Origin of the sequence: Polaribacter huanghezhanensis (assembly GCF_030444335.1) — a bacterium.
Lineage (GTDB): Bacteria > Bacteroidota > Bacteroidia > Flavobacteriales > Flavobacteriaceae > Polaribacter > Polaribacter huanghezhanensis.
Genome location: NZ_CP128595.1, coordinates 1,233,157 through 1,259,410, shown reverse-complemented (window position 1 = coordinate 1,259,410; position 26,254 = coordinate 1,233,157). Strand labels below are relative to the sequence as shown.

Annotated in this window: 25 protein-coding genes and 1 tRNA gene; 6 read left to right on the top strand and 20 right to left on the bottom strand. The window is 32.5% G+C overall.

Annotation, left to right across the window (positions count from 1 at the left end; all coding sequences use genetic code 11):
* Positions 1 to 5: 5 nt before the first annotated feature.
* From KCTC32516_RS05950 to mraZ, 18 genes are all read right to left on the bottom strand, one after another.
* Positions 6 to 557, bottom strand: coding sequence for a hypothetical protein (locus tag KCTC32516_RS05950; RefSeq protein ID WP_301402670.1), 552 nt, complete (start codon positions 555 to 557; stop codon positions 6 to 8).
* Positions 558 to 568: 11 nt separating this feature from the next.
* Positions 569 to 1,279: a hypothetical protein gene (locus KCTC32516_RS05945; RefSeq protein ID WP_301402669.1), complete on the bottom strand. Its 711-nt coding sequence runs from the start codon at positions 1,277 to 1,279 to the stop codon at positions 569 to 571.
* A gap of 223 nt (positions 1,280 to 1,502) precedes the next feature.
* Positions 1,503 to 1,576: transfer RNA gene (locus KCTC32516_RS05940), tRNA-Arg, on the bottom strand.
* A complete protein-coding gene (locus tag KCTC32516_RS05935) occupies positions 1,567 to 1,815 on the bottom strand; it encodes a GIY-YIG nuclease family protein (protein WP_301402668.1) in 249 nt (82 codons plus the stop codon). The genes KCTC32516_RS05940 and KCTC32516_RS05935 overlap by 10 nt, the downstream gene beginning before the upstream one ends.
* Positions 1,816 to 1,912: 97 nt before the next feature.
* Positions 1,913 to 2,362 (bottom strand): GatB/YqeY domain-containing protein, encoded by a 450-nt coding sequence (locus tag KCTC32516_RS05930; RefSeq protein ID WP_301402667.1) that lies wholly within the window; start codon positions 2,360 to 2,362, stop codon positions 1,913 to 1,915.
* A 112-nt stretch (positions 2,363 to 2,474) separates the two neighbouring features.
* Positions 2,475 to 4,379: a cell division protein FtsZ gene (ftsZ, locus tag KCTC32516_RS05925; RefSeq protein WP_301402666.1), complete on the bottom strand. Its 1,905-nt coding sequence runs from the start codon at positions 4,377 to 4,379 to the stop codon at positions 2,475 to 2,477.
* A gap of 51 nt (positions 4,380 to 4,430) precedes the next feature.
* A complete protein-coding gene (gene ftsA / locus KCTC32516_RS05920) occupies positions 4,431 to 5,753 on the bottom strand; it encodes a cell division protein FtsA (RefSeq protein ID WP_301402665.1) in 1,323 nt (440 codons plus the stop codon).
* A gap of 6 nt (positions 5,754 to 5,759) precedes the next feature.
* Complete coding sequence (locus KCTC32516_RS05915) at positions 5,760 to 6,479, bottom strand: cell division protein FtsQ/DivIB (protein ID WP_301402664.1); 720 nt, start codon at positions 6,477 to 6,479, stop codon at positions 5,760 to 5,762.
* Positions 6,480 to 7,826 (bottom strand): UDP-N-acetylmuramate--L-alanine ligase, encoded by a 1,347-nt coding sequence (gene murC, locus KCTC32516_RS05910; RefSeq protein ID WP_301402663.1) that lies wholly within the window; start codon positions 7,824 to 7,826, stop codon positions 6,480 to 6,482.
* Positions 7,827 to 7,889: 63 nt separating this feature from the next.
* The gene (murG, locus tag KCTC32516_RS05905) at positions 7,890 to 8,987 is read right to left on the bottom strand and encodes an undecaprenyldiphospho-muramoylpentapeptide beta-N-acetylglucosaminyltransferase (protein WP_301402661.1); all 1,098 of its coding nucleotides are present in this window, start codon (positions 8,985 to 8,987) and stop codon (positions 7,890 to 7,892) included.
* A complete protein-coding gene (locus tag KCTC32516_RS05900) occupies positions 8,971 to 10,161 on the bottom strand; it encodes an FtsW/RodA/SpoVE family cell cycle protein (protein ID WP_301402660.1) in 1,191 nt (396 codons plus the stop codon). Before KCTC32516_RS05900 ends, murG begins: the two co-directional genes overlap by 17 nt.
* 5 nt (positions 10,162 to 10,166) lie before the next feature.
* Positions 10,167 to 11,504: a UDP-N-acetylmuramoyl-L-alanine--D-glutamate ligase gene (murD, locus tag KCTC32516_RS05895; RefSeq protein WP_301402658.1), complete on the bottom strand. Its 1,338-nt coding sequence runs from the start codon at positions 11,502 to 11,504 to the stop codon at positions 10,167 to 10,169.
* Complete coding sequence (gene mraY, locus KCTC32516_RS05890) at positions 11,505 to 12,731, bottom strand: phospho-N-acetylmuramoyl-pentapeptide-transferase (protein ID WP_301402657.1); 1,227 nt, start codon at positions 12,729 to 12,731, stop codon at positions 11,505 to 11,507.
* A gap of 2 nt (positions 12,732 to 12,733) precedes the next feature.
* A complete protein-coding gene (locus KCTC32516_RS05885) occupies positions 12,734 to 14,197 on the bottom strand; it encodes a UDP-N-acetylmuramoyl-L-alanyl-D-glutamate--2,6-diaminopimelate ligase (protein WP_301402656.1) in 1,464 nt (487 codons plus the stop codon).
* Between the two features lie 5 nt (positions 14,198 to 14,202).
* Positions 14,203 to 16,170 carry a penicillin-binding protein gene (locus KCTC32516_RS05880; protein ID WP_301402655.1) on the bottom strand — a complete coding sequence of 656 codons (1,968 nt, stop codon included), beginning with the start codon at positions 16,168 to 16,170 and terminating at the stop codon, positions 14,203 to 14,205.
* A 56-nt stretch (positions 16,171 to 16,226) separates the two neighbouring features.
* Positions 16,227 to 16,556: an FtsL-like putative cell division protein gene (locus KCTC32516_RS05875; RefSeq protein WP_301402654.1), complete on the bottom strand. Its 330-nt coding sequence runs from the start codon at positions 16,554 to 16,556 to the stop codon at positions 16,227 to 16,229.
* Positions 16,557 to 16,560: 4 nt separating this feature from the next.
* The gene (rsmH, locus tag KCTC32516_RS05870; RefSeq protein WP_301402652.1) at positions 16,561 to 17,457 is read right to left on the bottom strand and encodes a 16S rRNA (cytosine(1402)-N(4))-methyltransferase RsmH; all 897 of its coding nucleotides are present in this window, start codon (positions 17,455 to 17,457) and stop codon (positions 16,561 to 16,563) included.
* Positions 17,444 to 17,908: a division/cell wall cluster transcriptional repressor MraZ gene (gene mraZ, locus KCTC32516_RS05865; RefSeq protein ID WP_301402651.1), complete on the bottom strand. Its 465-nt coding sequence runs from the start codon at positions 17,906 to 17,908 to the stop codon at positions 17,444 to 17,446. Before mraZ ends, rsmH begins: the two co-directional genes overlap by 14 nt.
* Positions 17,909 to 18,118: 210 nt before the next feature.
* On the opposite strand from mraZ, the gene KCTC32516_RS05860 reads away from it, so the two are divergent.
* The 6 genes from KCTC32516_RS05860 to KCTC32516_RS05835 are packed head-to-tail and all read left to right on the top strand — an operon-like array spanning position 18,119 to position 23,380.
* Positions 18,119 to 18,883, top strand: coding sequence for an alpha/beta fold hydrolase (locus KCTC32516_RS05860; protein ID WP_301402650.1), 765 nt, complete (start codon positions 18,119 to 18,121; stop codon positions 18,881 to 18,883).
* Between the two features lie 6 nt (positions 18,884 to 18,889).
* On the top strand, positions 18,890 to 19,501 hold the full coding sequence (gene yihA, locus KCTC32516_RS05855; protein ID WP_301402649.1) for a ribosome biogenesis GTP-binding protein YihA/YsxC: 612 nt from the start codon (positions 18,890 to 18,892) through the stop codon (positions 19,499 to 19,501).
* A 5-nt stretch (positions 19,502 to 19,506) separates the two neighbouring features.
* Positions 19,507 to 20,193 (top strand): RluA family pseudouridine synthase, encoded by a 687-nt coding sequence (locus KCTC32516_RS05850; protein ID WP_301402648.1) that lies wholly within the window; start codon positions 19,507 to 19,509, stop codon positions 20,191 to 20,193.
* 32 nt (positions 20,194 to 20,225) lie between these two features.
* Complete coding sequence (locus tag KCTC32516_RS05845) at positions 20,226 to 21,257, top strand: alkane 1-monooxygenase (RefSeq protein ID WP_301402647.1); 1,032 nt, start codon at positions 20,226 to 20,228, stop codon at positions 21,255 to 21,257.
* Between the two features lie 5 nt (positions 21,258 to 21,262).
* Positions 21,263 to 22,639, top strand: coding sequence for an aldehyde dehydrogenase (locus KCTC32516_RS05840; RefSeq protein WP_301402646.1), 1,377 nt, complete (start codon positions 21,263 to 21,265; stop codon positions 22,637 to 22,639).
* Between the two features lie 3 nt (positions 22,640 to 22,642).
* Positions 22,643 to 23,380, top strand: a complete 738-nt coding sequence (locus KCTC32516_RS05835; protein ID WP_301402645.1) for a nitroreductase family protein — start codon at positions 22,643 to 22,645, stop codon at positions 23,378 to 23,380.
* Here the strand turns inward: KCTC32516_RS05835 and KCTC32516_RS05830 are convergent.
* Together KCTC32516_RS05830 and KCTC32516_RS05825 are read right to left on the bottom strand one after the other, a co-directional pair.
* Positions 23,377 to 23,781: an SH3 domain-containing protein gene (locus tag KCTC32516_RS05830; RefSeq protein WP_301402643.1), complete on the bottom strand. Its 405-nt coding sequence runs from the start codon at positions 23,779 to 23,781 to the stop codon at positions 23,377 to 23,379. The genes KCTC32516_RS05835 and KCTC32516_RS05830 overlap by 4 nt on opposite strands.
* Positions 23,782 to 23,813: 32 nt before the next feature.
* The gene (locus tag KCTC32516_RS05825) at positions 23,814 to 26,195 is read right to left on the bottom strand and encodes a penicillin acylase family protein (protein ID WP_301402642.1); all 2,382 of its coding nucleotides are present in this window, start codon (positions 26,193 to 26,195) and stop codon (positions 23,814 to 23,816) included.
* Positions 26,196 to 26,254 lie beyond the last annotated feature (59 nt).

The following is a 26,254-nucleotide window of genomic DNA, read 5'->3' as shown; positions in this document are numbered from 1 at the left end:
AGTCCTTACAATGGCCTATCTGACAACCATAATACCCAAGTAGTCATCGCCCTTTTTATCACCTTGGTATTGTTAGAAAAATACCCTCTTTCACAGGAGTAATATTCATAAACTACAGAGACTCTACCTCCTTCTGCAGCATCTATATAGCTTTTTGGGATCTGTACATAGTAGGATCTAGTTTCTGGTGATTTGTCTTTACATTTAGAGTAAATTCCTGCCATTTCTAAAAGACCATAATAGGTCTTATCAGAATAAGGCGTTGTAATTTTAACTCTTGTTGCGGTTTCTTTATTTAATCCAGCAAAATTTTCTGTGCTTAGTGAAATTTTAGTTGCTGCTCCCGATGAATTCCAACCGTTGTTAAATTTAAAATTTGTCACATCGTTGACCTTTCCTGACTCCCATTTAAAACTACCATCTTCAGCCTCTATAACAACTCCCTCGGTCCCTATAGTTAAGGTTTCATTTGGAATTTTTTTATAATATGTAAATTGGGGTACAGTTGCACAAGACATTAACAATAAACAAAAAGCACTTAAATAAATTGATTTCATAATAAGAAGAATTAATATTTTACCTGTAAGTTTTTTACAATATGTATTTGTTTTTGATAGTATACTTTAATCGTTGCATTTGGATTTACATGTAATATTTCAAACCCTCTTTCTTTCTCTAATTTTTTACATTTTAACACCGAGGTGTCGCCGCCCAACTTTCTGTTTTCTGTATCGCCACCAAGTTTTCTATTTTCTGTATCACCTCCTAATTTTCTATTCTCTATATCGCCACCTAACTTTCTGTTTTCCGTGTCACCTCCCAACTTCCTTTTCTCTGTATCTCCACCAAGCTTTCTATTCTCCGTGTCACCTCCTAATTTTCTATTCTCTATATCGCCACCTAACTTTCTGTTTTCCGTGTCACCTCCCAACTTCCTGTTCTCTGTATCTCCACCAAGTTTTCTGTTTTCCGTGTCTCCTCCTAATTTTCTGTTTTCAGTATCACCTCCTAATTTCCTCTTTTCCGTGTCTCCACCCAGCTTTCTATTTTCTGTATCACCTCCTATTTTCCTTACCTCCAAACATTCTTTTCCTGGGAGGTATATTTTTGAAGAAATAATAATTAAAGGCACTTTATAATGAATTGAAAAAATTTTCAATAAATCTTCATTATAATCACCCAACACTGTAAGAACACCTGTATTCTTTTTAATGTTTTGTGTAAATCCTTTATTTTTATTATACTTAATTATTTGTGTATACCCTTTAATATTAAACATAAATAATAACAGAAAAAATAATACTAAAATTTGCCTCTTTATAATCATCTTTTAAGAATATAGATAAAAGTAAAAATTTCTTTTATATAAAAAAATACCTAGTTTTAGGTATTTTAGAATTGCTTTGTTATTCTTAATTCAAAAGCTAAATAAATTTAATCGGTATCTATATTTTTTAGAAAACAAAAAAACCAAAGCTTTCGCTTTGGTTTTTTGCTACTTGTGACTCCAGAAGGATTCGAACCTTCAACCGTCAGAGCCGAAATCTGATATTCTATCCAGTTGAACTATGGAGCCTTTTTTAATATTTCTTTTAAATAATCTCTGCCAATTCCCGATTTAAGGTATTTCTCTCTTTTTCTTGCTTCAACTCTACTGAAAACTTTCTCAGAGTAAACTAAAACCCATGGCAAATAAGCTTTTGTTGATTTTGTTTTTCCGCTATTATGCTCTTTTAATCTTTTCTCAATATCTTTTGTAAAACCTTTATATAATCTTGAATCTTTTTGACTTTGAATTACATAAACTACAAACATATAACTTGATTTTTTAAAAAATATTAATTAAAAAAATCTGATATTCCCTGCCTGCGGCAGGCAGGTATCCAGTTGAACTATGGAGCCATTATTTAATTTAAGATAAATTCTTTTTCACTAAGGTAGAAATCATTTTTCCATCTGATTGTCCAGCCAATTCTTTAGAAACCATTCCCATTACTTTTCCCATATCTTTCATTCCGCTTGCTCCCGTTTTTTGAATTGCTGAAATCACAATTTTTTCAACTTCTTCTTCCGATAAAGCTTCTGGTAAAAATTGCTCTATAATTGCTGCTTCTGCCAATTCTGGATCTGCCAAATCTTGTCTTCCTTGTTCTAAAAAAATCGCAGCACTATCTTTACGTTGTTTTACTTGTTTCTGTAAAATTTTTAATTCCAAATCCTCTGGCAACTCACTTCCTGCTCCGTTTTCTGTTTTAGCTAATAAAATAGACGACTTAACGGCCCTTAATGCTTGTAAAGCAACAGCATTTTTCGATTTCATTGCTGCTTTTAGTTGTTCCATTATTAATTTTTCTAAACTCATTCTTTTTGCTTTTTGGACTACAAATATAGGTATAAAAAAAATTCCTAATCTCTTAGGAATTTTAAAAAAATAATCAAGTAATAAGGGATTAGTTGATTATTTTTTTTAAATATTAATCTACATTATCGTGTAAAAATGAATTGTTTGAACGAATTTGAATATCATCATTTGCATCTGTACTTAATGTAGTTTTAGATTTACTTAAATCAGAATTAATTTCATCTAAATCTACTCCCAACCTTTTGTATGCGGGTTGTTTTTCGATTTCATCAATATTTTTGTGTACTTGATCTGCAAATTTATAATTGAATCCTTTCATTTTTTGACGACGTAATTCTGCTGTCTTTTCTAATTCTGAAATGGTGATACTTAACGGAGAAATTTCTTCTGAGATAGTTTCAATATCTTCAATTTCTTTTGCTTTTTTTGTTTTCACAGTAAATGTTAACTCTTCATCTTCTTCAACAACGGTTTCTTTTTGTTGATGTAACAAAGAACTTTTTCCGATAGTTGGTTCAGTTGTAAAATCTTCTAAAACATATCTTTTTTCAACAACGTTAGTTGCGTCTGCAACAATTTCAGTTACGTCATTTACTTCAATTTCGTTCACATCATCAATAGACAAATCAAAACGAACTTCTGTTGGTTCTGGCTTGATTTCTTCGTAACTATTTAACGGCAAATCAAACAATGTTTCTAGCTGCATTAGAGCTGGCTCTTCTTCAATTATTTCTTCTACAACTGGCGTTGCATTTGTTATGATAAAATCATCATCAGAAACAGTTTCGTCTTGAATCTCATCATAAACCACATCTATATTGTTGATGAATTTTGTTGTAGGAGTTAATGTTGTTTTTTCTTCCACAACATCTTCTTCTAAAATATGTACAATTTTAGCTTCTGGTTTACTTGTTATTGGAGTTTCTAAAGCACTTGATTTGGTAACTGTTTTTTCAGAAAAATCATAGGTTGCTTTTTGTTCATCTTCTAACGTATGAATGATTTTTTTAACTTCTGTATTTGTAATTGTACTTTGTTGATCTGCAGCAAATCCTGTCGCTACAATGGTTACAGAAATGGCATCTCCTAAGGCTTCATCTTCACCAATTCCCATAATAATATTGGCATCGTACCCTGCTTCAATCTGAATGTAATCGTTTATTTCACCGATTTCATCTAAGGTAACTTCGTCAACACCAGAAACAATTAACAACAATACATTTTTCGCTCCAGTAATTTTATTATCGTTTAATAACGGAGAATCCAACGCTTTTACAATCGCATTTTTACCTCTATTTACACCAGATTCTTTTGCAGAACCCATAATTGCTGTTCCGCTATTAGAAAGTACGGTTTTAGCATCGTGTAAATCGATGTTTTGTTTGTAGTGGTGTGTAATTACTTCTGCAATTCCTCTTGCAGCTGTAGACAATACTTCATCCGCTTTAGAAAAACCTGCTTTAAACCCTAAGTTACCGTAAACTTCTCTTAGCTTATTGTTGTTAATTACAATTAAAGAATCTACATTATTTCTTAATGTATCTATTCCAATTTGAGCTTGATTTGAGCGCATTCTTCCTTCAAATTGAAATGGCATTGTAACAATACCAACGGTTAAAATATCCATGTCTTTGGCTATTTTAGCAATTATTGGTGCAGCACCTGTTCCGGTTCCACCGCCCATTCCGGCAGTTATAAAAACCATTTTGGTTTGCGTGCTAAGCATTTGTTGAATTTCAATCAAGCTTTCTTGAGCTGCTTTTTCTCCAACTTCTGGATTTGCTCCAGCGCCTAAACCAGACGTTAAATTTGCGCCTAATTGTATTTTATTTGGAATAGCACTATTTTCTAATGCTTGTGCATCTGTATTGCAGATTACAAAATCTACTCCTTTAATATCTTGCTGAAACATGTGGTTTACAGCATTACTTCCACCACCACCAACACCAATTACTTTAATAGTATTTGATTGTGATTTTGGCATTTCAAATGAAATGTTATCGAATTCATCGCTCATAATAACTTTTCTATTTTATAGGGTTTATATATTATTTTTTTCTTTAATTCTTTATTCTGCGTTGTCTAGAAACTCTTTGAAACGCTCTGTAAACTTGTCGAAAAAAGATTTTCTTTTTGCTACTGGTTTTTCTTCTACTTCTGTTTCTTCTGAAACTCCTTCTTGAGAATTTTTTATTTCTTCTTCCGTCTTTTCTGCTTCAAATTCTTTTCCTTCTTTCTCTAACCCTTCCATTAACAAACCAACAGCGGTTGCATAAGAAGGACTAGATAATGAATCCTCAGAATCTCCTGCTAAATGTTCATTGGGATATCCAATTCTTGCATCCATTCCTGTGATATATTCTACCAACTGACGTAAATGTTTTAGTTGCGCTCCACCACCTGTTAACACTATTCCTGCAATTAGTTTCCCTTTTGCTGTTTCGTGTCCGTAATTTTTAATTTCTAAATACACATGTTCAATAATTTCCTGAACTCTTGCATGTATAATTTTAGATAAATTCTTTAACGTAATTTCTTTTGGTTCTCTTCCTCTTAATCCAGGGATAGAAACAATTTCTGTTTCTTTATTTTCTCCTGGCCACGCAGAACCAAACTTTATTTTTAATAATTCAGCTTGCTTTTCAATAATTGAACAGCCTTCTTTAATGTCTTCCGTAATTACGCCTCCACCAAACGGAATCACTGCTGTATGACGAATAATTCCATCTTTAAAAATGGCTAAATCTGTGGTTCCTCCACCGATATCAATCAACGCAACTCCAGCTTCTTTTTCTTCTTGACTCAAAACTGCTGATGCCGATGCTAGTGGCTCTAAAGTAATATCTGCTAAATCTAAACCTGCACTTTTAACACAACGTCCAATATTTCTTATTGATGAAACTTGCCCAACAACGACATGAAAATTAGCTTCTAATCTTCCGCCATACATTCCGATAGGCTCTTTGATTTCTCCTTGACTATCCACTTTAAATTCTTGAGGTAATACATGAATAATTTCTTCTCCAGGCAGCATTACCAATTTATGAACTTGATTCACCAAATTATCGATATCATTCTCATCAATAACTTCTTCAGCATTATTTCTAGTGATATAATCGCTGTGATGTAAACTTCTAATATGTTGCCCAGCAATACCAACAACTACATCTTCAATTTTATGCCCAGAAACACTTTCTGCTTCTTCAACAGCTTGCTGAATAGATTGGATTGTTTGTGTAATATTACTTACAACACCTCTTTTTACACCCAAACTCTTAGCTTTACCAATACCTAAAATTTCTAATTTATTGTATTCGTTTTTCTTACCAATCATGGCAACAATTTTGGTTGTACCAATATCAAGACCTACCGCTATTTTATTGTTTTCCATCTTGTCTTATTTTGCGCACACAACTTGGTTGTGATATTTTAAATTTATTGTTTTGTACTGTTCAATTGTTTTATCAACAAAAGCTTTGTTATAAAAAGCCTTTAATTTTTTAAATTTAACATTGATATCTTCTAAAAAACCAAATTCAATTTTATACTGCCCACTTCTAACGCTTAAAATAAATTCATTATCCTGCGTTTTATCTATGCCAATAATTTCTTTTTTTAAGAAATCATCAGCCAAAATTATATTTACAAACCTTGTAAATTCTTGTAAATTTCCTTTATTTATAGTGCCCGTTATCAAGATTACTCTTGCTGAGTAATTATCTGACAAAGGGACGTTAAATCCATGTTTATCAATATAATAAGACGAACCAACATTATTAATTCTAGCGATTGGTGTGCGCTGTTTTACGATTGTTTTTAACTCGCCATCTATTGTGTAAAAAACCGTTGCACTTTCTATATATGGATTTAAAAGTACAGCATGCTCTAACTCTTGTAAATCTATAACAGATTTTGGTTGGTTTTTAAGCTCTTTACTATTTTGTATTAACAATTTATTAACCATTTCTTGAGTTAAAAAATCATTGTTTCCCTCAGCAAACTCTATCGTTACTTTTTTAATTTTCTTATTCGAATTTTTAACCAAAGAAAAACTATATAAAAATACCAAAGATGTTATTAATAGTACAAAAAATAGATATGTTGTTGCTTTTTTCACTTAGCTTAATTCTTTCTGTTTTAATTCTTTTACTACATCATTTATCAATGCGCCAATATCTCCTGCTCCAATCATTACAATAATTTTTGCCGATGATTTTTGAATCTCAGTAATTACATCATTTTTTGTGATTACTTTTTTATTTTTTGAATTGATTTTACCCAATAACCACTCAGAATTCACTCCTTCTATTGGCAATTCTCTCGCAGGATAAATAGCTAACACCAATAACTCATCAAATTTTGAAAGTTCAGTAGCAAAATCATCAATAAAATCTTTGGTTCTACTAAATAAATGTGGTTGAAAAATCGCCAACACTTTTTCGTTTGGATACATTTCTCTTACCGAATTCTCTACTGCTTTTATTTCTGTTGGATGATGTGCGTAATCATCAATCAACACCAATTCTGGTGTATTAATTTTGTATGAAAATCTGCGTTGAACTCCTTTAAAAGTTCTTAATTGCTCTTTGATTAATACTAACGAAATTCCATATTCATTTGCCATTGCTAATGCAGCTAAAGCATTCATTACATTATGTTTTCCTGGTAAATAGAATTCAATATTTTTGATGATTTCTGTTGGCGTTTGTACATCAAAAATGTAGGTACCGCTTTCTATTTTAAGATTAAACGCTTTGTAATCTGCATCTTCATCAATTGCGTACGTCAATCCATCAATTGGCAATCCTTTTGCAACAATTAATTTGTCTGACACTTTTTTTGAAAAATCATTGAACGATTTTATCAGTTCATTATGATCGCCATAAATATCTAAATGATCTGCATCCATAGAAGTTATACATGCAATATTTGGCGATAACTGCAAAAAAGAACGATCAAACTCATCAGCTTCTACAACAGAAATTTTATCCTCTCCTAAAATTAAATTCGAATTGTAATTTTCTGCAATTCCGCCTAAAAACGAAGTTGCTTTACTTGGTTGCATAATATGTCCCAAAATTGATGACGTTGTCGTCTTACCATGCGTTCCTGCAACTGCCAAACAAAACGTGTTCTCTGTTATTTTACCTAAAATTTCTGCGCGTTTTAAAATGGTAAAACCTGCTTCTTTTAAATAATTATATTCTACATGATTCTTTGGAATTGCTGGAGTAAACACCACCAATGTTTTTTCTTTTGACAGAAAATTAGTTGGAATATTCTCTACAGCATCTTCAAAATGAATTGCAATTCCTAATTCTTCCAAACCAATAGTAATGTTTGTTTGGGTTTTGTCGTAACCCGCAACATTTTTACCAGTTGCCTTAAAATAACGCGCAAGCGCACTCATACCGATTCCTCCGATACCTATAAAATAAACGTTATGTATAGTATTTAAATTCATATTACGTGTCTCCTCGAGCGGAGTCGAGACCTACTAAACCTCTCGACTCCACTCGAGGAGACATCATTCTTTATTTAATAATTTTTCAATCTCATTTACTATTTGACTTGTAGCATTTGGCAACGCCAATCCTTTTATATTTTCACTCAAGCTTTGTTGCTTTCCTTTATCTTTCATCAAGGTTTCAAAAACAATTGGAAACGTTTCTAACTCACTTTCTTTTAACAAAATTGCTCCGTGTTTATCTGCAATAGATTTTGCGTTTTTTGTTTGATGATCTTCTGCAACATTTGGCGACGGTATAAAAATTGTTGGTTTGCCAACAATACATAATTCCGAAACCGAACTTGCTCCTGCTCTAGAAATAATAACATCTGCAGCCGCGTACGCTAAATCCATTCTGTTTAAAAATTGATGAACTTGTACGTTTTTGTTTTCATTGTATTTTTGATATTCATCAATATAGAATGCACCACATTGCCAAATAAGTTGCACTTCTTGATTTTTAAAAAAATCTAATTGCGCTTCAATTAATTGATTGATTCTTCTTGCACCTAAACTTCCGCCTAAAATCAATATTGTTTTTTTAGTTGCATCTAACTTAAAAAATGCTTTTGCCTCTTCTGTTTTATGATGAATTGTCAATAAATCTTGCCTTACAGGATTTCCTGTTTTTACAATTTTATCAACAGGGAAAAATCGCTCTAAATGATCATAAGCCACACAAATTGATTTTGCTTTTTTACTTAATATTTTATTAGTAATTCCTGGATACGAATTCTGTTCTTGTATCAAAGTCGGAATTCCTTTACTACTTGCAACTATTAATGTTGGTCCGCTTGCAAAACCACCCGTTCCAATTGCTATTGTTGGTTTAAATTTTCTAATGATTCTAGATGCTTTCCATAAACTACTGATCAATTTAAAAGGAAACGAAAGATTTTTCAGCGTCAATTTTCGTTGAATTCCAGAAATCCACAATCCTTTTATTTCGTATCCAGCTTGCGGAACTTTCTCCATTTCCATTTTATCTTTTGCGCCAACAAACAAAAATTTTGCTTTCGGATACCGCAACTTTAATTCGTTCGCAATCGCAATCGCCGGATAAATATGTCCGCCTGTTCCACCGCCACTTATTAGGATGTTAATCGATCGCTTCATGTAAAATATCTAAAGGATTATCATCTAAAATTGCTTCTTCTGTTTCGTCTTTTGATGCGCTTACACTTAAAATCATTCCGAGTGCAAAACACGTCATCCAAATCGATGTTCCACCACTACTAATTAGCGGTAATGTTTGACCAGTTACAGGAAATAAATTACTTGCAACAGCCATGTTTATCATTGCTTGAAAAATAATTGGCAAACCAACTCCAATCACCAATAAAGAAGCAAAAATTGTATTGGCTTTTTTGGCTGCAATTAGGATTCTAAACAGCAATAAAAAATAAATAAAAAGCACTAAAAATGCTCCAACAAGTCCATATTCTTCTACAATAATTGCATAAATAAAATCTGACGAAGATTGTGGTAAAAAGTTTTTCTGAACACTTTTTCCTGGCCCATTCCCTGTTAATCCACCAGTTGCAATGGCTATTTTTGCTTTGTTTACTTGATATCCTTCAATGCCATCACTTTTTGAAAAATTTTCTATTCTACTTTCCCAAGTAGCAACACGGTTTGGCATTGCATCCGGAAATGCTTTTGCCATCAACACAAACAATGTTAAAAAAACAATTCCAACTCCTAATATAAATCCGATGTATTTAAGCGGATATCCACCAATAAAAACCAACAACATTACCATGGTAAAAATAATTGCTGTTGTAGAAAAATTTGCTGGTAAAATCAACACTAAAATACAAGCGACTGGCAACCACAACTGCCACAAACTTTCTTTAAATTCTATCTTTTTTTCTTTATTCTTTGCTAAATATCTTGCTACATAGACCATCAAAATTAATCCTGCCAACGTTGATGTTTGAAAACCTACACCAACAAACGGAATGCGAATCCATCTACTGGCATTTGCACCACCAATTGTAGTTCCTTGAGACAAGGTATAAATCAACAATAAGATAATAATTGGCAACATTAGTACAGAACCTCCACTAAAATATCTGTACGGAATTTTATGAACTCCATAAATAATGACAAAACCCATAATTAATAAAATCATGTGTTTTATTAAATAGCCAAATGTTGATCCAGAACCTACAACATACACCAAATTTGTACTAGCGCTATAAACTGGCATAAACGAAAAAATTGCCAATACTGCAACGATAGTCCAAATGGTTTTATCTCCTTTTATATGTTTGAGTAGGTGTATCACTTAAATTATAAAATTGATCTTACTGCTTTTTTAAATTGCCTTCCTCTGTCTTCGTAATTATCAAATAAATCGAAACTTGCACAGGCTGGCGACAATAAAACATTGTCTCCTTTTGTTGCTAATTTTGCTGCAACTTTTACAGCTTCCTCTGCTCCAGCAGTTTCTACAATAATATCGACAACATTATTAAAAGTTTCAATAATTTTTTTATTGTCAATTCCTAAACAAACAATTGCTTTTACTTTTTCTCTTACCAAAGGCAATAAATCGTGATAATCATTTCCTTTATCAACTCCACCAACAATCCAAACTGTTGGATTATCCATACATTCTAAAGCATAGAAAGTTGCATTTACATTGGTTGCTTTAGAGTCGTTGATATACTGTACTTCTTTTACTTTTTGTACGTTTTCTAAACGGTGTTCTGCGCCTTCAAAATTTGAAAGACTTTCTTTAATTGTTTGCTTTCTTACTTTTAGTAATTGAGCTGCCATAGCCGAAGCCATTGCGTTTTTTACATTGTGTTTGCCTTGTAGCGTTAGGTTTGATAGTGGCATAGTAAATTCTTCTGTGTTTATTTTCGTTATTATATTTTCTCCTTTTATAAAAGCGCCAAATTCTAATTCTCTTTCTATCGAAAAAGGAAGTAACTGTGCTTGTATCTTATTTTTTTTTAACCAATTTTGTATTGCTGTATCATCCGCATCATAAATTAAATAGTCTTTTGTTGTTTGATTCTTTGTGATTCTAAATTTTGATTCGATATACTTATTAAAATCATATTCGTACCTGTCTAAATGATCTGGCGTTATGTTGGTGATGATTGCAATATGCGGTGCAAATTTTTCGATTCCATCTAACTGAAAACTACTCAACTCTAACACATATTTCTCATAGTTTTGCTCCGCAACTTGTTGCGCAAAACTGTCTCCAATATTCCCTGCAATTCCAACATGCAAACCCGCTTGTTTTAATACATGATGCGTTAGCAATGTTGTTGTTGTTTTTCCGTTTGATCCTGTTATTCCGATAATCGTTGCATCTGTAAATTGACTCGCAAATTCTATTTCTGAAATTACTGGAATTTGCATTTTTATCAATTTTTGAACCAACTCAACTTTCTCAGGAATCCCTGGACTTTTCATCACCAAATCAGCATTTAAAACACTCGTTTCTGTATGTTGATTTTCTTCAAAATCTATTTCATTATGTAAAAGAACTTTTTTATACTTCTCCGCAATTGCTCCTTTATCAGAAACAAAAACTTCATAGTTTTTTTGCTTTGCTAAAATGGCGGTTCCAACGCCACTTTCTCCACCACCAAGAATCACAATTCTCTTCATTTACCTCAATTTCAATGTTGCAATTGTAAACACCGCTAACAGAATTCCAACAATCCAAAAACGCGTTACAATTTTACTTTCGTGATATCCCGATTTTTGATAATGATGATGCAATGGCGACATTTTAAAAATGCGTCTTCCAACTCCAAATTTCTTTCTGGTGTACTTAAAATATCCTACTTGTAAAATCACTGACATGTTTTCCACAACAAAAATTCCAGCTAAAAAAACCAACAACAATTCCTTGCGGATTGCAATGGCAATTACAGCTATAATTCCTCCAATTGTCAAACTTCCTGTATCGCCCATAAAAACTTGAGCCGGAAACGTGTTGTACCAAAGAAATCCGATTAATGAACCTGCAAATGCCAAAATAAAAACGGTCATTTCTCCAGAATTTGGGATGTACATTACATCTAAATAATCTGCAAAAATGATGTTCCCAGAAACCCACGCAAAAACAGCCAACGTAATGACTATAATTGCTGATGAACCTGCGGCTAATCCGTCAATTCCATCTGTTAAGTTTGCCCCGTTAGAAACTCCGGTTACAATAAAAACTACTACAAAAATGAAAATAATCCACGCGTAGGTTTCATATCCATCACCCAAAAAACTCAATGCTTTTGAGTATTCTAATTCGTTGTCTTTTAAAAATGGAATGGTTGTTTTTGTAGATTTATGCGCATCTCCAAAAACCTGTTTTCTTCCGTTTTCTTGTACAATTTGTTGCTCAACTGGCAATTGTTCTTTGATTGTTACGTTTGGATGAAAATAAAGCATCGAGCCAACAATTAATCCTAAACCAACCTGACCTAACACTTTAAATTTTCCGCTTAAACCACCTTTGTCTTTTTTAAATACTTTTATATAATCGTCTACAAAACCAATAAAACCCATCCAAAGAGTTGTTATGATTAATATGATGACATAAATGTTGTCTAATTTTGCCAATAATAACACCGGAATTAAGGTTGCCAAAATGATGATAATCCCTCCCATTGTTGGTGTTCCTGATTTTTGAGCTTGACCTTCTAACCCTAAATCTCTAACTGTTTCTCCAACTTGTTGTTTTCGTAAATAATTGATGATTCTCTTTCCAAAAATCGTTGAAAACAACAACGAAAATATAAATGCCAAAGCAGCACGAAATGTGATAAATTGAAATACACTTGCTCCTGGGAAATTGAATTGACTCTCTAAATATTGAAATAAATAGTATAACATTCTTACTTATTTAATTGGATTAAACATTCGGTAACAACTTCTAAATCATCAAAATGAAATCGTTCTCCATTTATTTCTTGATAGGTTTCATGGCCTTTTCCGGCTACTAAAACAATATCTCCACTTTCAGATAATTTACACGCTGTTTTTATCGCCTGTTTTCTATCTACAATCGATAACGTTTTTGCAAGATTTTCTGCGCTTACTCCAACTTCCATTTCATCAATAATTGTTTGCGCATTTTCTGTTCTTGGATTATCAGAAGTAAAAACTGCTTGATTGCTTAACAGCGAAGCAATTCTTGCCATTTTTGGTCTTTTTGTTTTATCTCTATCACCGCCACAACCAACAACTGTGATTACTTTTTCTTTACCCGTTTTAATATCAGCAATGGTTTCTAACACATTTTTTAACGCATCTGGCGTGTGTGCATAATCTACAATTGCGGTAATTCCAGTTTTAGAAATTGTGTACTGAAAACGACCGCTTACACTTTCTAACTCACTTGTTAATCTTAAAATTTCTAGTTTTTCTAAACCACATAATTCTGCTGTTCCAATAATTGCTAATAAATTGTATGCATTAAATGTCCCAATAAGTTTAGACCAAATTTCTGTTCCGTTTACAATTAACAAAGTTCCAGACATACTTTTTTCTAGCACTTTTCCTTTAAAATCTGCAATGGTTTTTAATGCATATGTTCTTTTTGTTGCTTTGGTATTTTGCAACATTACAGTTCCGTTTTTATCATCAATATTTACGAGAGCAAAAGCCGATTTTGGCAACGAATCAAAAAATGCTTTTTTAACATCTCTATATGCTGCAAACGAATTGTGATAATCTAAATGATCGTGAGAAAGATTCGTGAAAATGCCTCCTTCAAAATGCAAACCGTGTGTTCTTTTTTGATGAATTCCGTGCGAACTCACTTCCATAAAACAATAGTCAACTCCTTCATTGATCATATCATTTAAATACGAATTGATGGTGATTGAATCTGGTGTTGTGTGTGTTGCATTGTATTCTTTCTCGTTGATAACCACTTTTACTGTAGATAGCAACCCAACTTTAAAACCTGCTTTTTTAAATAATTGATATAATAAAGAAGCTATAGTCGTTTTACCATTTGTTCCGGTAACTCCAATTAATTTTAATTTTGATGATGGATTCTCAAAATAATTAGACACTGAAATTGCCAATGCGCTTTTAGCATCTTTTACTTTGATATAAGAAATATTCTCAGCAATTACTTTTGGGAATTCTTCACAAATAATTGCGGTTGCTCCTAATAAAATTGCTTTTTCAATAAACAAATGTCCATCAACAGTGACGCCTTTTTGCGCAACAAACAAATCGTTCGATGTTACTTTACGAGAATCAAACTGAATAGAGTTTATTTCAAGAGCTGTTGACCCAAGAACTTCTTCGATGGATATTTTATATAATATGTCTTTTAATTTCTTCAATTTATTTATGATAATTTCAGTAGAATTGTATCTCCTTTTTTAAATTTTGATCCTTTATGTATCGATTGTGTTTCTACATTTCCAACACCATTAAATTTTACTTTTAAACCTAAATTTTCTAATAATGAAACCGCATCCATCCCAGACATTCCGTTTACATCTGGAACAACATCGTGTTCTTTTTGTACATTTTTATAGTACTCTTGATACTTTGAATCTAATCCAGTAATTGTTGGTTGATCAGTTACTTGTTGCACATTAATTGGTGTAGTTGTATATATCTTTTGAGCGATTTCTTTAAAAACTGGAGCAGCAACAATTGCTCCGTAATATCCTTTCTTTTTGTTTGGCTCATGAATTACAACAATGCAAGAATATTTAGGATTATCCGCAGGAAAAAAACCTGCAAAAGACGCAACATATAATTGGCTAGAATAATGGCCTTTTATCCTTTTTCCTTCTTTATCTGTATAAGTATCTACCCATTTTTTTGCCGTTCCGGTTTTACCAGCCATAGAAAAATTTGGAGAATAAATATGCTCTGCTGTTCCTTTTATCACAACATTTTCCAATACTTTTCTAACTTTATTTATCGTTTCTTGACTTGCAATTTTTTCTTTTATAATTACTTTTTTAAAGACTTTCTCCGTTTTATTTTGCACTCGTAATTCTTTAATAAACCGTGGTTTTACCATTTCACCATTGTTTGCAACAGCGTTGTAAAACGTTAACATTTGTAATGGTGTAAGTGAAACTCCATAACCCCAAGCCATCCATTCTAAAGAAATTTTATTCCACGGATTTCTTTTGTTTCCTGGGTACGGAATAAATGGTGTTCCTTCTCCTTGAATTTGTAATCCTAGTTTTTTATCTAATCCAAATGATCTCATTTTGTTGATAAACTTCATCGGAGTCTCATCGTAATATTTTCTAATCAGCTTTACGATTCCTACATTAGATGAAACCTCAAGAACTCTAGCAGCAGAGATTTTTCCGTAACCTCCACGATGAGAATCTTCCACTTTATTTCCGTGCAGCATTAAAATTCCATTTCCTGTATCAACAACTGTAGAGGTATCTATTACTTTATCTTCTAAAGCAGCCATTAAACTTGCCAATTTAAAAGTCGATCCAGGTTCATGAGATTCCCAAACTGCGTAATTTCTTTTTTCGTAATACGTTCCTTTTGATGTTCTACCAAGATTTGCGATTGCTTTTATTTCTCCAGTAGCCGTTTCCATCACAATTGCACATCCATGTTCTGCATCAAAAAACTCCATTTGTCTTAACAAAGCGTGATGCGTAATGTCTTGAATGTTAACATCTAAAGTTGTAATAACATCGCTGCCATCTATTGGTTCTTTTTCGTTGACATCATTAATTGGTTTCCATTGACCTTGCGCTATTTTTTGTTTTAATCTCCAGCCATTTTCTCCTTCTAAATATTTGGCAAATGCACCTTCAATTCCTGCTCCGCCTCTATAATCATCATACCCAATTGTTCTTTCAGCAATTTTTCCGATTGGCTTTACTCTTACCGTTTTCTGCTCTGTAATAAAACCTCCTTTATATGGACCTAATTTGAAAACAGGAAAATGCTTCATTTTTATATAATCATTGTATCCCAAGTTTCTTGCAATCAGTAAATACCTGTTTTTTCGTTTACGAGCAGTTCTTAATTTTTGTTGATAATAAGCCGCTGGCTTTCCAAGTAATTCGGATAATGAGCTCGATAAAGCGTTGATGTTTTTTTCGAAAATTGCACTTTTTACCGCAACCAAATCCATTCGGATTGTGTACTTATACATCGATGTTGCCAATAAATTTCCGTCGGCTGCATACACATTTCCTCTGTTAGAAAAAATAGTATCATTTTTAACGGTGCTTTCTACAGAAAGTTTTCTGTATTTATCGCCTTGTACATATTGAATATCTATAATTCGTCCAATAATAACAATAAAAAAAAGCGTCATTAAAGCAGTGACTATATATAGTTTGTTTAATATGCTCTTTTTAATGGTTGCCAAGGTTAGTTCGTTTTTCGGATGATTTTTATTTTTTCTGGAGACGTTTTGGAAGGAAGTATTCCTCTAGATTTTACCTTCTGTCGAATGTTCGATTCCATTTTCATTCGCATTAAAATGGTTCCTGTATCAACGTATTCTGCTCTTAATTCTCTTTTCTTTTTATTTAATTCTGCAATTTTAATAACCTTACCATCGGCTTTATGCCCACTAGTAATCATAAATAATAATAGAAAAACAACAAAAATGATAATGCGCCAGTTTTTAAATGCCGAAGCATCTGTAAGGAAACCTCCACGTAATACATCGTAAATATTTCTTTTTACTTTTGTCATTATACTATTTTAATGTTGCCATTCTTAATTTAGCGCTACGAGCCCTGTTGTTCAACTTAACTTCATCTTGGGTAGGTACTATTAATTTTCCAACTTTTTTTAAGGGTTCACTTGTGTTACCGTAAAAATCTTTATTGGGCTCGCCGCTAAATAATCCTGTTCTTATAAATCTCTTCACCAATCGATCCTCTAAAGAATGATAAGAGATTACACTCAATCTTCCATCTTCTTTTAACAAATCTGGAATCTGATTTAAAAACTCTTTTAATACTTCTAACTCTTGATTTACTTCTATGCGAATAGCTTGAAAAATCTGAGCTAAAATTTTATGTTCTTTTGCCTTTGGCAAATGTCTTTTTAATGCTTCTTTTAATTGAAAACTTGTTTCAATTGCTGTTTCTAGTCTTGCTTCTACTATCGATTTTGACAACGCTCTTGCATTTCTTAAATCGCCATATAAAAACAATACATCTGCCAACCGCTCTTCTCCATATTTATTAATGATGTGTTTCGCAGAAATATCACTTTTCTGATCCATTCTCATGTCTAAATCTCCATCAAATCGAGTAGAAAAACCTCTTTCTGCTACATCAAATTGATGCGATGAAACTCCTAAATCAGCTAAAATTCCATCTACTTTTTTTATTCTATAAAATTTTAAAAACCTTGTAATGTGTCTAAAATTTTCTGCAATCAGGACAAAACGTTCATCATCAATCTTATTTTCTTGTGCGTCTGGATCTTGATCAAAAGCAAACAACTTTCCGTCTTTTCCTAAACGACTTAATATTTCTCTAGAATGTCCTCCGCCACCAAAGGTCACGTCAACATAAATTCCGTTTTCTTTAATCTTTAAAGCATCAACGCTTTCCTTTAATAAAACCGGATCATGATAACTCATCTGCATCGGTATTTCCCATTACATCTTCAGCCAATTCTGCAAAATCAACTGCGGCATCATCTATCGCATTCTCATACTTATCTTTATCCCAAATTTCAATAATATTGACTGCTGACGACAGCACAACTTGCTTTTCTATTCCAGCAAACTGACATAAATCTTTCGGAATTAATAATCGTCCAGAGGCATCTAACTCAACCTCTTTAACTCCAGCTGTAAACCTTCTGATAAAATCATTATTCTTTTTCACAAACCGATTTAACGTATTGATTTTATCCATCATCAAATTCCATTCTTTCATCGGATACAACTCCAAACAAGATTGAAAAACTGCTCTTTTCACTACAAATCCTTCAGATACAACAGGCAACAACTGCTTCTTCAAAGCGGATGAAAACATCACTCTTCCTTTAGCATCGGCCTTGCATTCGTATGTACCAATTAGATTCATTAATTTCTAGTTACCTCTTAGTTTGATTTTCAAAAGTAGAAATTTTTTACCACTTTTTACCACTTTTTACCACTTTATTGCAAAAAATTCATTTTAACGTAAAATATTGACACTTTAATACATACGTTTAGAATTCTGCTCATTGTGTTAAAGATGTATATGTCCTAAAAAAAAACTACATTTGCCACAAAGTCAAAATCAATTTAGACCATGACAGAAAACTTAATTACTGAAGGTAAGTTTACATACGCAGAAGCAGGTGAAGGACAAGCAATAGTTGTATTGCATGGGCTAATGGGAGCGTTAAGTAATTTTGATGCTACTTTTAATCATTTTTCTAAAAAAGGCTATAAAGTTTTAATTCCTGAATTACCTTTATATTCTTTGCCTTTATTAAAAACCAATATTAAAAATTTAGCAAAATTTTTAAATGATTTTATCGAGTTTAAAAAACTAGACAAAATCGTACTAGTTGGAAACTCTTTAGGCGGACATATTGGTCTCTATTTTTCAAAACATTACCCAGATAAAGTAAAAGCACTGGTGCTAACTGGGAGTTCTGGACTCTATGAAAATACCATGGGAGATAGCTACCCTAGAAGAGGAGATAGAGGATATGTAACTCAAAAAGCTCGTGATGTTTTTTACGATCCTGCTATTGCAACAGAAGAATTGATTGATGATGTTTATGTTGTAATTAACAACAGAAACTCCTTAATAAGAACCTTAGCAATTGCCAAAAGTGCAATAAGGCATAATATGGCAAAAGATTTACCAAAAATGAGCCAACCAACTTGTTTGATTTGGGGAAAACAAGATAAAGTTACGCCGCCAGAAGTTGCGGTAGATTTTGACAAGCTTTTACCCGATTCTGAATTATTTTGGGTAGATAAATGTGGTCATGCGGCAATGATGGAAAGACCAAAGGAGTTCAACAATCTTTTAGACGCTTGGCTCACTTCTAGAAACATTTAATTTCAAATGAAAATCAAATCGGCAGAATTTGTAATGAGTAACAGTAATGTTACCAATGCACCCAAAGACAGAATTCCAGAATACGCTTTTATTGGTCGTTCTAATGTTGGTAAATCTTCTTTAATCAACATGTTGATGGAGCGAAAAGATTTAGCTAAAACTTCTGGAAAACCTGGAAAAACACAATTAATCAATCATTTTAAAATAAATGAATCTTGGTTTTTAGTGGATTTACCTGGTTATGGTTATGCACAAATTTCTAAAAAGAAAAGAACCATTTTTCAACACTTTATAGAAAATTATTTTAAAGAAAGAGAACAATTGGTTTGTACCTTTGTTTTAATTGATAGCAGACATGATCCGCAGAAAATAGACATCGAATTTATGCAGTTTTTAGGAGAAAATCAAATTCCGTTTTGCATCGTTTTTACCAAAGCTGATAAAATTGGAAGTTCTAAAATAAACAATCAAATTGCTTCTTACAAAAAGAAATTACTTACGTATTGGGAAACACTTCCTGAATCATTTTTAACTTCATCAACAACAAGTCTTGGAAGAAAAGAAGTTTTAGATTTTATTGATAATGTAAACGTTGATGTTGCTGATAATTTCAAATAACAGTCATGTTATCTACCAAAGAAAATTTGCAAGTTTTATTTGAAGACAATCACATTGTTATTGTAAACAAACGTGCTGGCGATATTTCTCAAGGTGATAAAACGGGCGACAAACCTTTAAGTGATGTTGTTAAAGAATACATCAAAAAGAAATACAACAAACCAGGTGATGTTTTTTTAGGAGTTGTCCACAGATTAGACAGACCAACAAGCGGCGTGATCATTTTTGCAAGAACTTCTAAAGCTCTCGAAAGATTAAACAAAATGTTACGTGATAAAACCATTCAAAAGACCTATTGGGCAGTTGTAAAAAATCAACCAGAAAAAGAATCGGATACCTTAATTAATTTTCTAAAAAAGAATCCAAAAAACAACAAATCTACCGCGTATTCTAAAGAAATTGATGGCAGTAAAAAAGCTGTTTTACATTATAAAACCATTAGAAAACTAGATAATTATTCGCTGTTAGAAATCGATTTAGAAACCGGTCGTCATCATCAAATTAGATGTCAATTAGCTACAATTGGATCACCAATAAAAGGCGACTTAAAATATGGTTTTAACAGAAGTAATAAAGATGGGAGTATTCATTTACATGCACGAAAAATAAATTTTATTCATCCTGTAAGCAAAGAAGAAATTTCTGTAATTGCTCCTTTATCAAAAGATCCTATTTGGGATTCGTGTACTTAATTTTGTATCTTTAGGCTGAAATCCATTTTTAAATGAAAAGCCTAAAATTTCTTACCGTTTTTTCTCTACCAATTAGCGTTTACTTTTCATTCAATATGAATGGTTGGTATACTTTTTTACCTTTATTTTTATTCTTCGGAATTGTTCCTATTTTAGAGTTTTTATTTAAACCAACACCAGAAAATTTTAACAAAGAACAAGAGCAAATTGAAAAAGAAAATAAAATGTACACTTATATTTTATATTTAACAGTTCCTGTGCAATTGTACTTTTTGTATTTGTTTTTTTACGCAATCCAAGAACCTCATTTAACCACTTTTGAATTGATTGGAAGACTCTTTGGAATGGGATTAATGTCTGGAACACTTGGCATAAATGTGGGACATGAATTAGGTCACAGAAACAACAGATTTGACCAGTTTTTAGGAGAAATTTTATTATTAAGTTCTATAAACACTCATTTTTTACCGTATCATAATGCGGGCCATCATTTTAACGTTGCCACTCCAAAAGATGCGGCTACTGCAAGAAAAAGCGAAATTATTTATAGCTTTTGGATTCGCTCTCATTTTACGAGCTACAAACAAGCTTGGCAATTAGAAAACAAACGCTTAAAACTTTCTGGCAGAAGCTGGTTTCATTACCAAAACAGAATGGTCATCTATACTTTATTAAACATCATTTTACTTTCATCCATCTTTTATTTCTTCGGAACATTTGTGCTGATTTGCTTTGTAATTGCATCAATAATTGGAATTTTATTATTAGAAAGTGTAAACTACATCGAACATTACGGACTATTACGAAAACAATCTGAAAGTGGCAGGTACGAAAAAGTAAAAAGAACACATTCTTGGAACTCAGATCATGTCATTGGTAAATTAATGTTGTTTAATTTATCGCGTCATTCAGATCATCATTACAACGGAAGTAAACACTATCAAATTTTAAAATCGCTACCAGAAAGTCCGCAAATGCCAACAGGTTATCCAGGGATGGTCATCTTAGCATTAGTACCTCCTTTATGGTTTTCAGTAATGCATACAAAACTAAAAGAACAATAGGGTTTATGAATATTCCGCAAATAGTACAAGAGCAAAAAACATATTTTTCTTCGCAACAAACCAAAGACATTTCCAACAGAAAAAAACTTTTAAAAAGTTTGCTTTCAGAAGTTACTAAAAGAGAAAAAGACATTGTAAATGCGCTGTATTTAGATTTTAAAAAATCGGAATACGAAAGTGTAATGACAGAAACTTCCATTGTAATTTCTGAACTCAAAAGAACAATTAAAAACATCAATACTTGGGCAAAACCACAAAGCGTGATGCCTGCATTTTTAAACTTTCCGTCTTCTAGTAAAATTTACAAAGAACCTTTTGGAACTGTTTTAATAATTGCTCCTTGGAATTATCCATATCAACTCGCATTAGTTCCACTTATTGGCGCAATTGCTGCAGGAAATACTGTGGTTGTAAAACCATCAGAATTAACGCCAAACACCAGTAAAATTACCAAAGAAATTGTCGAGTCGGTTTTCGACAAAAACTTGGTAAGCGTTGTTGAAGGCGGTGTTGAAACATCAACAGAATTACTAAATCAACGTTGGGATTATATTTTCTTTACAGGAAGTGTACAAGTTGGTAAAATTGTAGCAAAAGCTGCCGCGCAATTTTTAACTCCAGTTACGTTAGAATTAGGCGGAAAAAATCCATGTATTATTGATGAAACTGCCAATATTAAATTAGCGGCAAAAAGAATTGTTTGGGGAAAATTAATCAATGGCGGACAAACCTGTATTGCTCCAGATTATTTGTTAATTCATACTTCTGTAAAAGATAAATTTATTGAATATTATCAGAAAGAAGTCACCACCGCTTATGGAGAAAATCCAGAGAACTCTAACGATTATCCACGAATTGTAAATCAACGTAATTTTGATAGATTAGCAGCGATGTTAGAAAATGAAACCTTTTTAGTTGGTGGAAAAACAAACCGAGAAGACAATTATATTGCCCCTACTTTAATTGATGAACCGAGTTTGGATAGCGAAGTAATGAAAGGTGAAATTTTTGGACCAATTTCTCCTGTGATTTCTTATCAAACCGAAGAAGATTTAGAAAAAATAATCGGCAACTACGAAAAACCTTTAGCACTTTATGTATTTTCTGGAAATAAAAAATTTGCAAATAAAATGATTGCCAAGTATTCTTTTGGTGGTGGAACCATTAACGACACAACGGTACATTTTGCAAATCACAATTTACCTTTTGGTGGCGTTGGCGAAAGCGGAATTGGAAGTTACCACGGAAAGCAAACATTTGAGTTGTTTTCACACAAAAAAGGAGTAACAAAACGTTACAATTGGCTCGATCTTCCGATGAGGTATGCTCCTTATAAAGGAAAATTAAAGACATTAAAAACCTTCATGAAATTATTTTCATAAAATATGACCAACGAAAAAACAGTTTCAGAAGCAATACAATACAGGCGTTCTGTAAGAATATTTGACGCAGAAAAACCTCTAGATACTTCTCTCGTAAAAAAATGTATTGAGCAAGCAACACTTGCTCCAAATAGTAGCAATATGCAATTGTGGGAGTTTTATCACATCACTTCAAAAGATATGATTGCCAAAATTGCGCCCTTTTGTTTCAATCAAAATGCAGCAACAACCGCACAACAATTAGTTGTTTTTGTAGTCAGAAAAGATTTATGGAAACAACGTGCAAAAGCAAATTTAAAATTTATGGATGCTGTTTTTGGCGAAAACAATCCGAAGTCTGAACAACGTAGTAGAGAAAAAGTAGCTCGAAATTATTACGGAAAAATCATTCCGTTTGCATACGTAGATTTCTTCGGAATTTTAGGTTGGTTTAAATATTTGATGATTTTAATTATAGGGCTTTTTAGACCGATTTACAGAGAAGTTCGGCAAAAAGATATGCGCATTGTTGCACACAAATCTGCTGGATTGGCAGCCCAAAATTTTATGACAAGTATGGCGGCAATTGATTATGATACCTGCCCAATGGAAGGTTCAGATACTTGGCGCGTAAAACGTGTATTGGGTTTGCCTTTTGGCGCAGAAATAAACATGATTGTTTCTTGCGGAATTAGAACCGAAAAAGGTGTGTATGGAGAACGTTTTAGAATTCCGTTTGAAGAAGTTTATAAGGAGGTTTAATTCTCTACACTAACTGATTTTCTTTTTGATGTAATCCAATAAGAAACACCTCCATGATGTGAACATGCTCCTCTACCTGTTGCACTACTACTAGATCCATCTCTACATTTAGCCCCCGTTCTAACAGAATAGTAAGAAATATTTACTTTCCCTTTTTTAATATATCTTGAATGAACATATCCTGTATAACTTTTATAAGTTATCTTAACCCAACCTAGTGAATTTTTCTCTTCAATTATTTTAAAATTATCATATCTCTTTAACTTAATAACTATTGGAGATTTACTGTTTGGTTTTTCTCTTACATTTAAGTTTTGCGATTTAACATGATAATTTTTTGCTGATTGTGCATTCAGAAGAAAAGCATTAAACAATAAAAATATAAACAGTGTTTTTTTCATTTCATTTTAATTTTCATAAAGTTAGTAAAAATTTATTTCTTCACTTTAAAAATCAACACATTTTCAGAAGCTTCAATCTCTTTTTGATTCAGTTTCATTTTTACAAATTCGCCATCAACATATTTTTGTGCTTGGTCTTTATAATGATCACTAAACACATTTCCAGATTGTCCGGTTGGTAAAATCCCTAAACTATTTTCAACATCAGAAAAATCGACAATTCTACGCGTAGAAGGTCCGGCAGTAATTTTATAAACGCCTGTGCTATCTAAATTAAAAATCTGATTGTTAATTACCTCGTTTCCTCCTCTCGTTTTAAAAGGCCCAACATTAAAATAGCTACGCAATGCAGCAACTTTTCCTAATGCGTGCGGATATTCAACAGAAATAACACGATCCCAAGTCCAATCTTGCACATTTTCTCCCAATTGATTTCCTAAAAACGCAATGGCTTTTTTATATGAACTGGTAATAATATCTGTTCTTGTTTCTTTTTTATTTACAGTTTTAATATTATCCCACCAAACAGATTCTTCTCTCGCAATTTGCTCTACAAATGCTTTATCTTGATAAGGTGTATTTATAAATTGTTTGAAGCTTTTACCCATTTCATCTTGATATGTTGCTACTAAAACTTCATAAATAAATCGGTTGTAAATGGTTGGAGCAATTTCTTTTTTTCCGTAAAAACCATTCCATTTTTTTAAATAATCTAAACTTAATTTTTCGCTTGGCGATAAGTTCTCTTTATCAATTCCAGTTGCTAAAGTTGTAATATTTGATGCTACTGTTGCAGAAGTAACATCATATAGCATTTTGGCAACATCTTCTTTTGTGAAATCGTTTTTATCTTTCAATAAACTCACTATTCTTTTCGCTCTATCCTCTGGCAAATAATACCCTGGATACAAACCTCCTTTTATAGAATCTGGTTCATTATTTGCAGAATACACATAATTCCAACTCGGGTTTATTGCTTGCGGATTTTCCTCAAAATCATAATACTCTAAGATTTCATCTTTTCCAGAAGCACCGTCTAAAACGGTTTTTGTATTGATTCCCTCTCGGTATTTATACAGTTTTCCGGAAGCAAACCATGCAATATTATTTTTAGCATCACCGTACATCATATTTAATCCCGGAGCGTGCAAACGTGCAGCACCTTTTTTAAATTCTGCTAAGGAATTTGAATGCGAAATATCGTAACCAACTTCTAACAATTCATTGTTTAATTTGGTGTAAATCCATTGCATTGCTATTGGTCTTTTATCGTCAATTTGCTCCATTAAATCATTTACAATTGGGCCATGCTGACTTACTTTTATTTGATACACAGCATCTTTTTGGTCTTTTACTTTGATTCTTTTTTCTATAACATCATAGGTTTTACAACCGTTGTCTGTTAGATATTCATTCGGATTATCTGGGTTGTTTTTTTCAAAATAAAAATCGACATCATCATTCTCAAACATCGTCATTCCGTATGCATATTCTCTATTATGACCAATTAATGAAAATGGAGAAAGCGCTAAATTAAATCCATACATTTCGTAATCTGGAGTTTTTATATGAGATTGATACCAAACGGATGGTTGTGAATATCCAATATGTGGATCGTTTGCAAAAATTACACGTCCATACTTTGTTTTTTCTGGACCTAAAACCCAAGAATTACTTCCAATAAATGGCGATAAGGGTAAATTTTTATTTAACTCTTGCATTGCAGCAGCAACACTTGCCGTTAAAATAGGATTTTTCTCATTGTGAATTAACACCGTATTTTTAACATTAGACAAACTGATTTCGTTAAAATACGCTGCACCTAATTTTTCTTTTACTTCAGTTAACATTGGATCTGTTTTGTAAGCAGCAGCAAAACTAAAAGCCATATAACCAAACACATTATACACATCTTTTATGGTGTATTTTTCTTTATCAACTCCAACTAAATAAAACTCAATAGGCGTTGGTCCATTTTCCATAAATTGATTGATTCCGTCTAAATACGCCATCGTTAATTTGTAGGCTTCAGAATTTTTATCTAAGTTTTTTATCGTTTTTGCAGATGCTTCTTCAATTCCTAATCCAGAGAAAAACTTGTCTGTTTTTATCAATTCTTTTCCGAAAATTTCTGCCAATCTTCCTGCGGCAATTCTTCTAATTAATTCCATTTGCCACAATCTATCTTGCGCGTGTACATAACCCAAAGCAGTATATGCATCTTTTTGATTTTGCGCATTGATGTGCGGCACGCCAACTTCATCATAATAGACAGTAACTTCATCAGAAATATTTGCCAACTCTAATTCTCCATTATAGGTTGGATATAACGTTCTGGAAAACAACCAAAATCCAACAAAAATTAAAACGATGAATACGGCAACTACTTTTAAGAATTTTTTGAAAATTTTCATGAAATTGAATTAGAATTTTCTCAAAGATAATAGAAAAATCAATCAAAAAAGAAACTCCT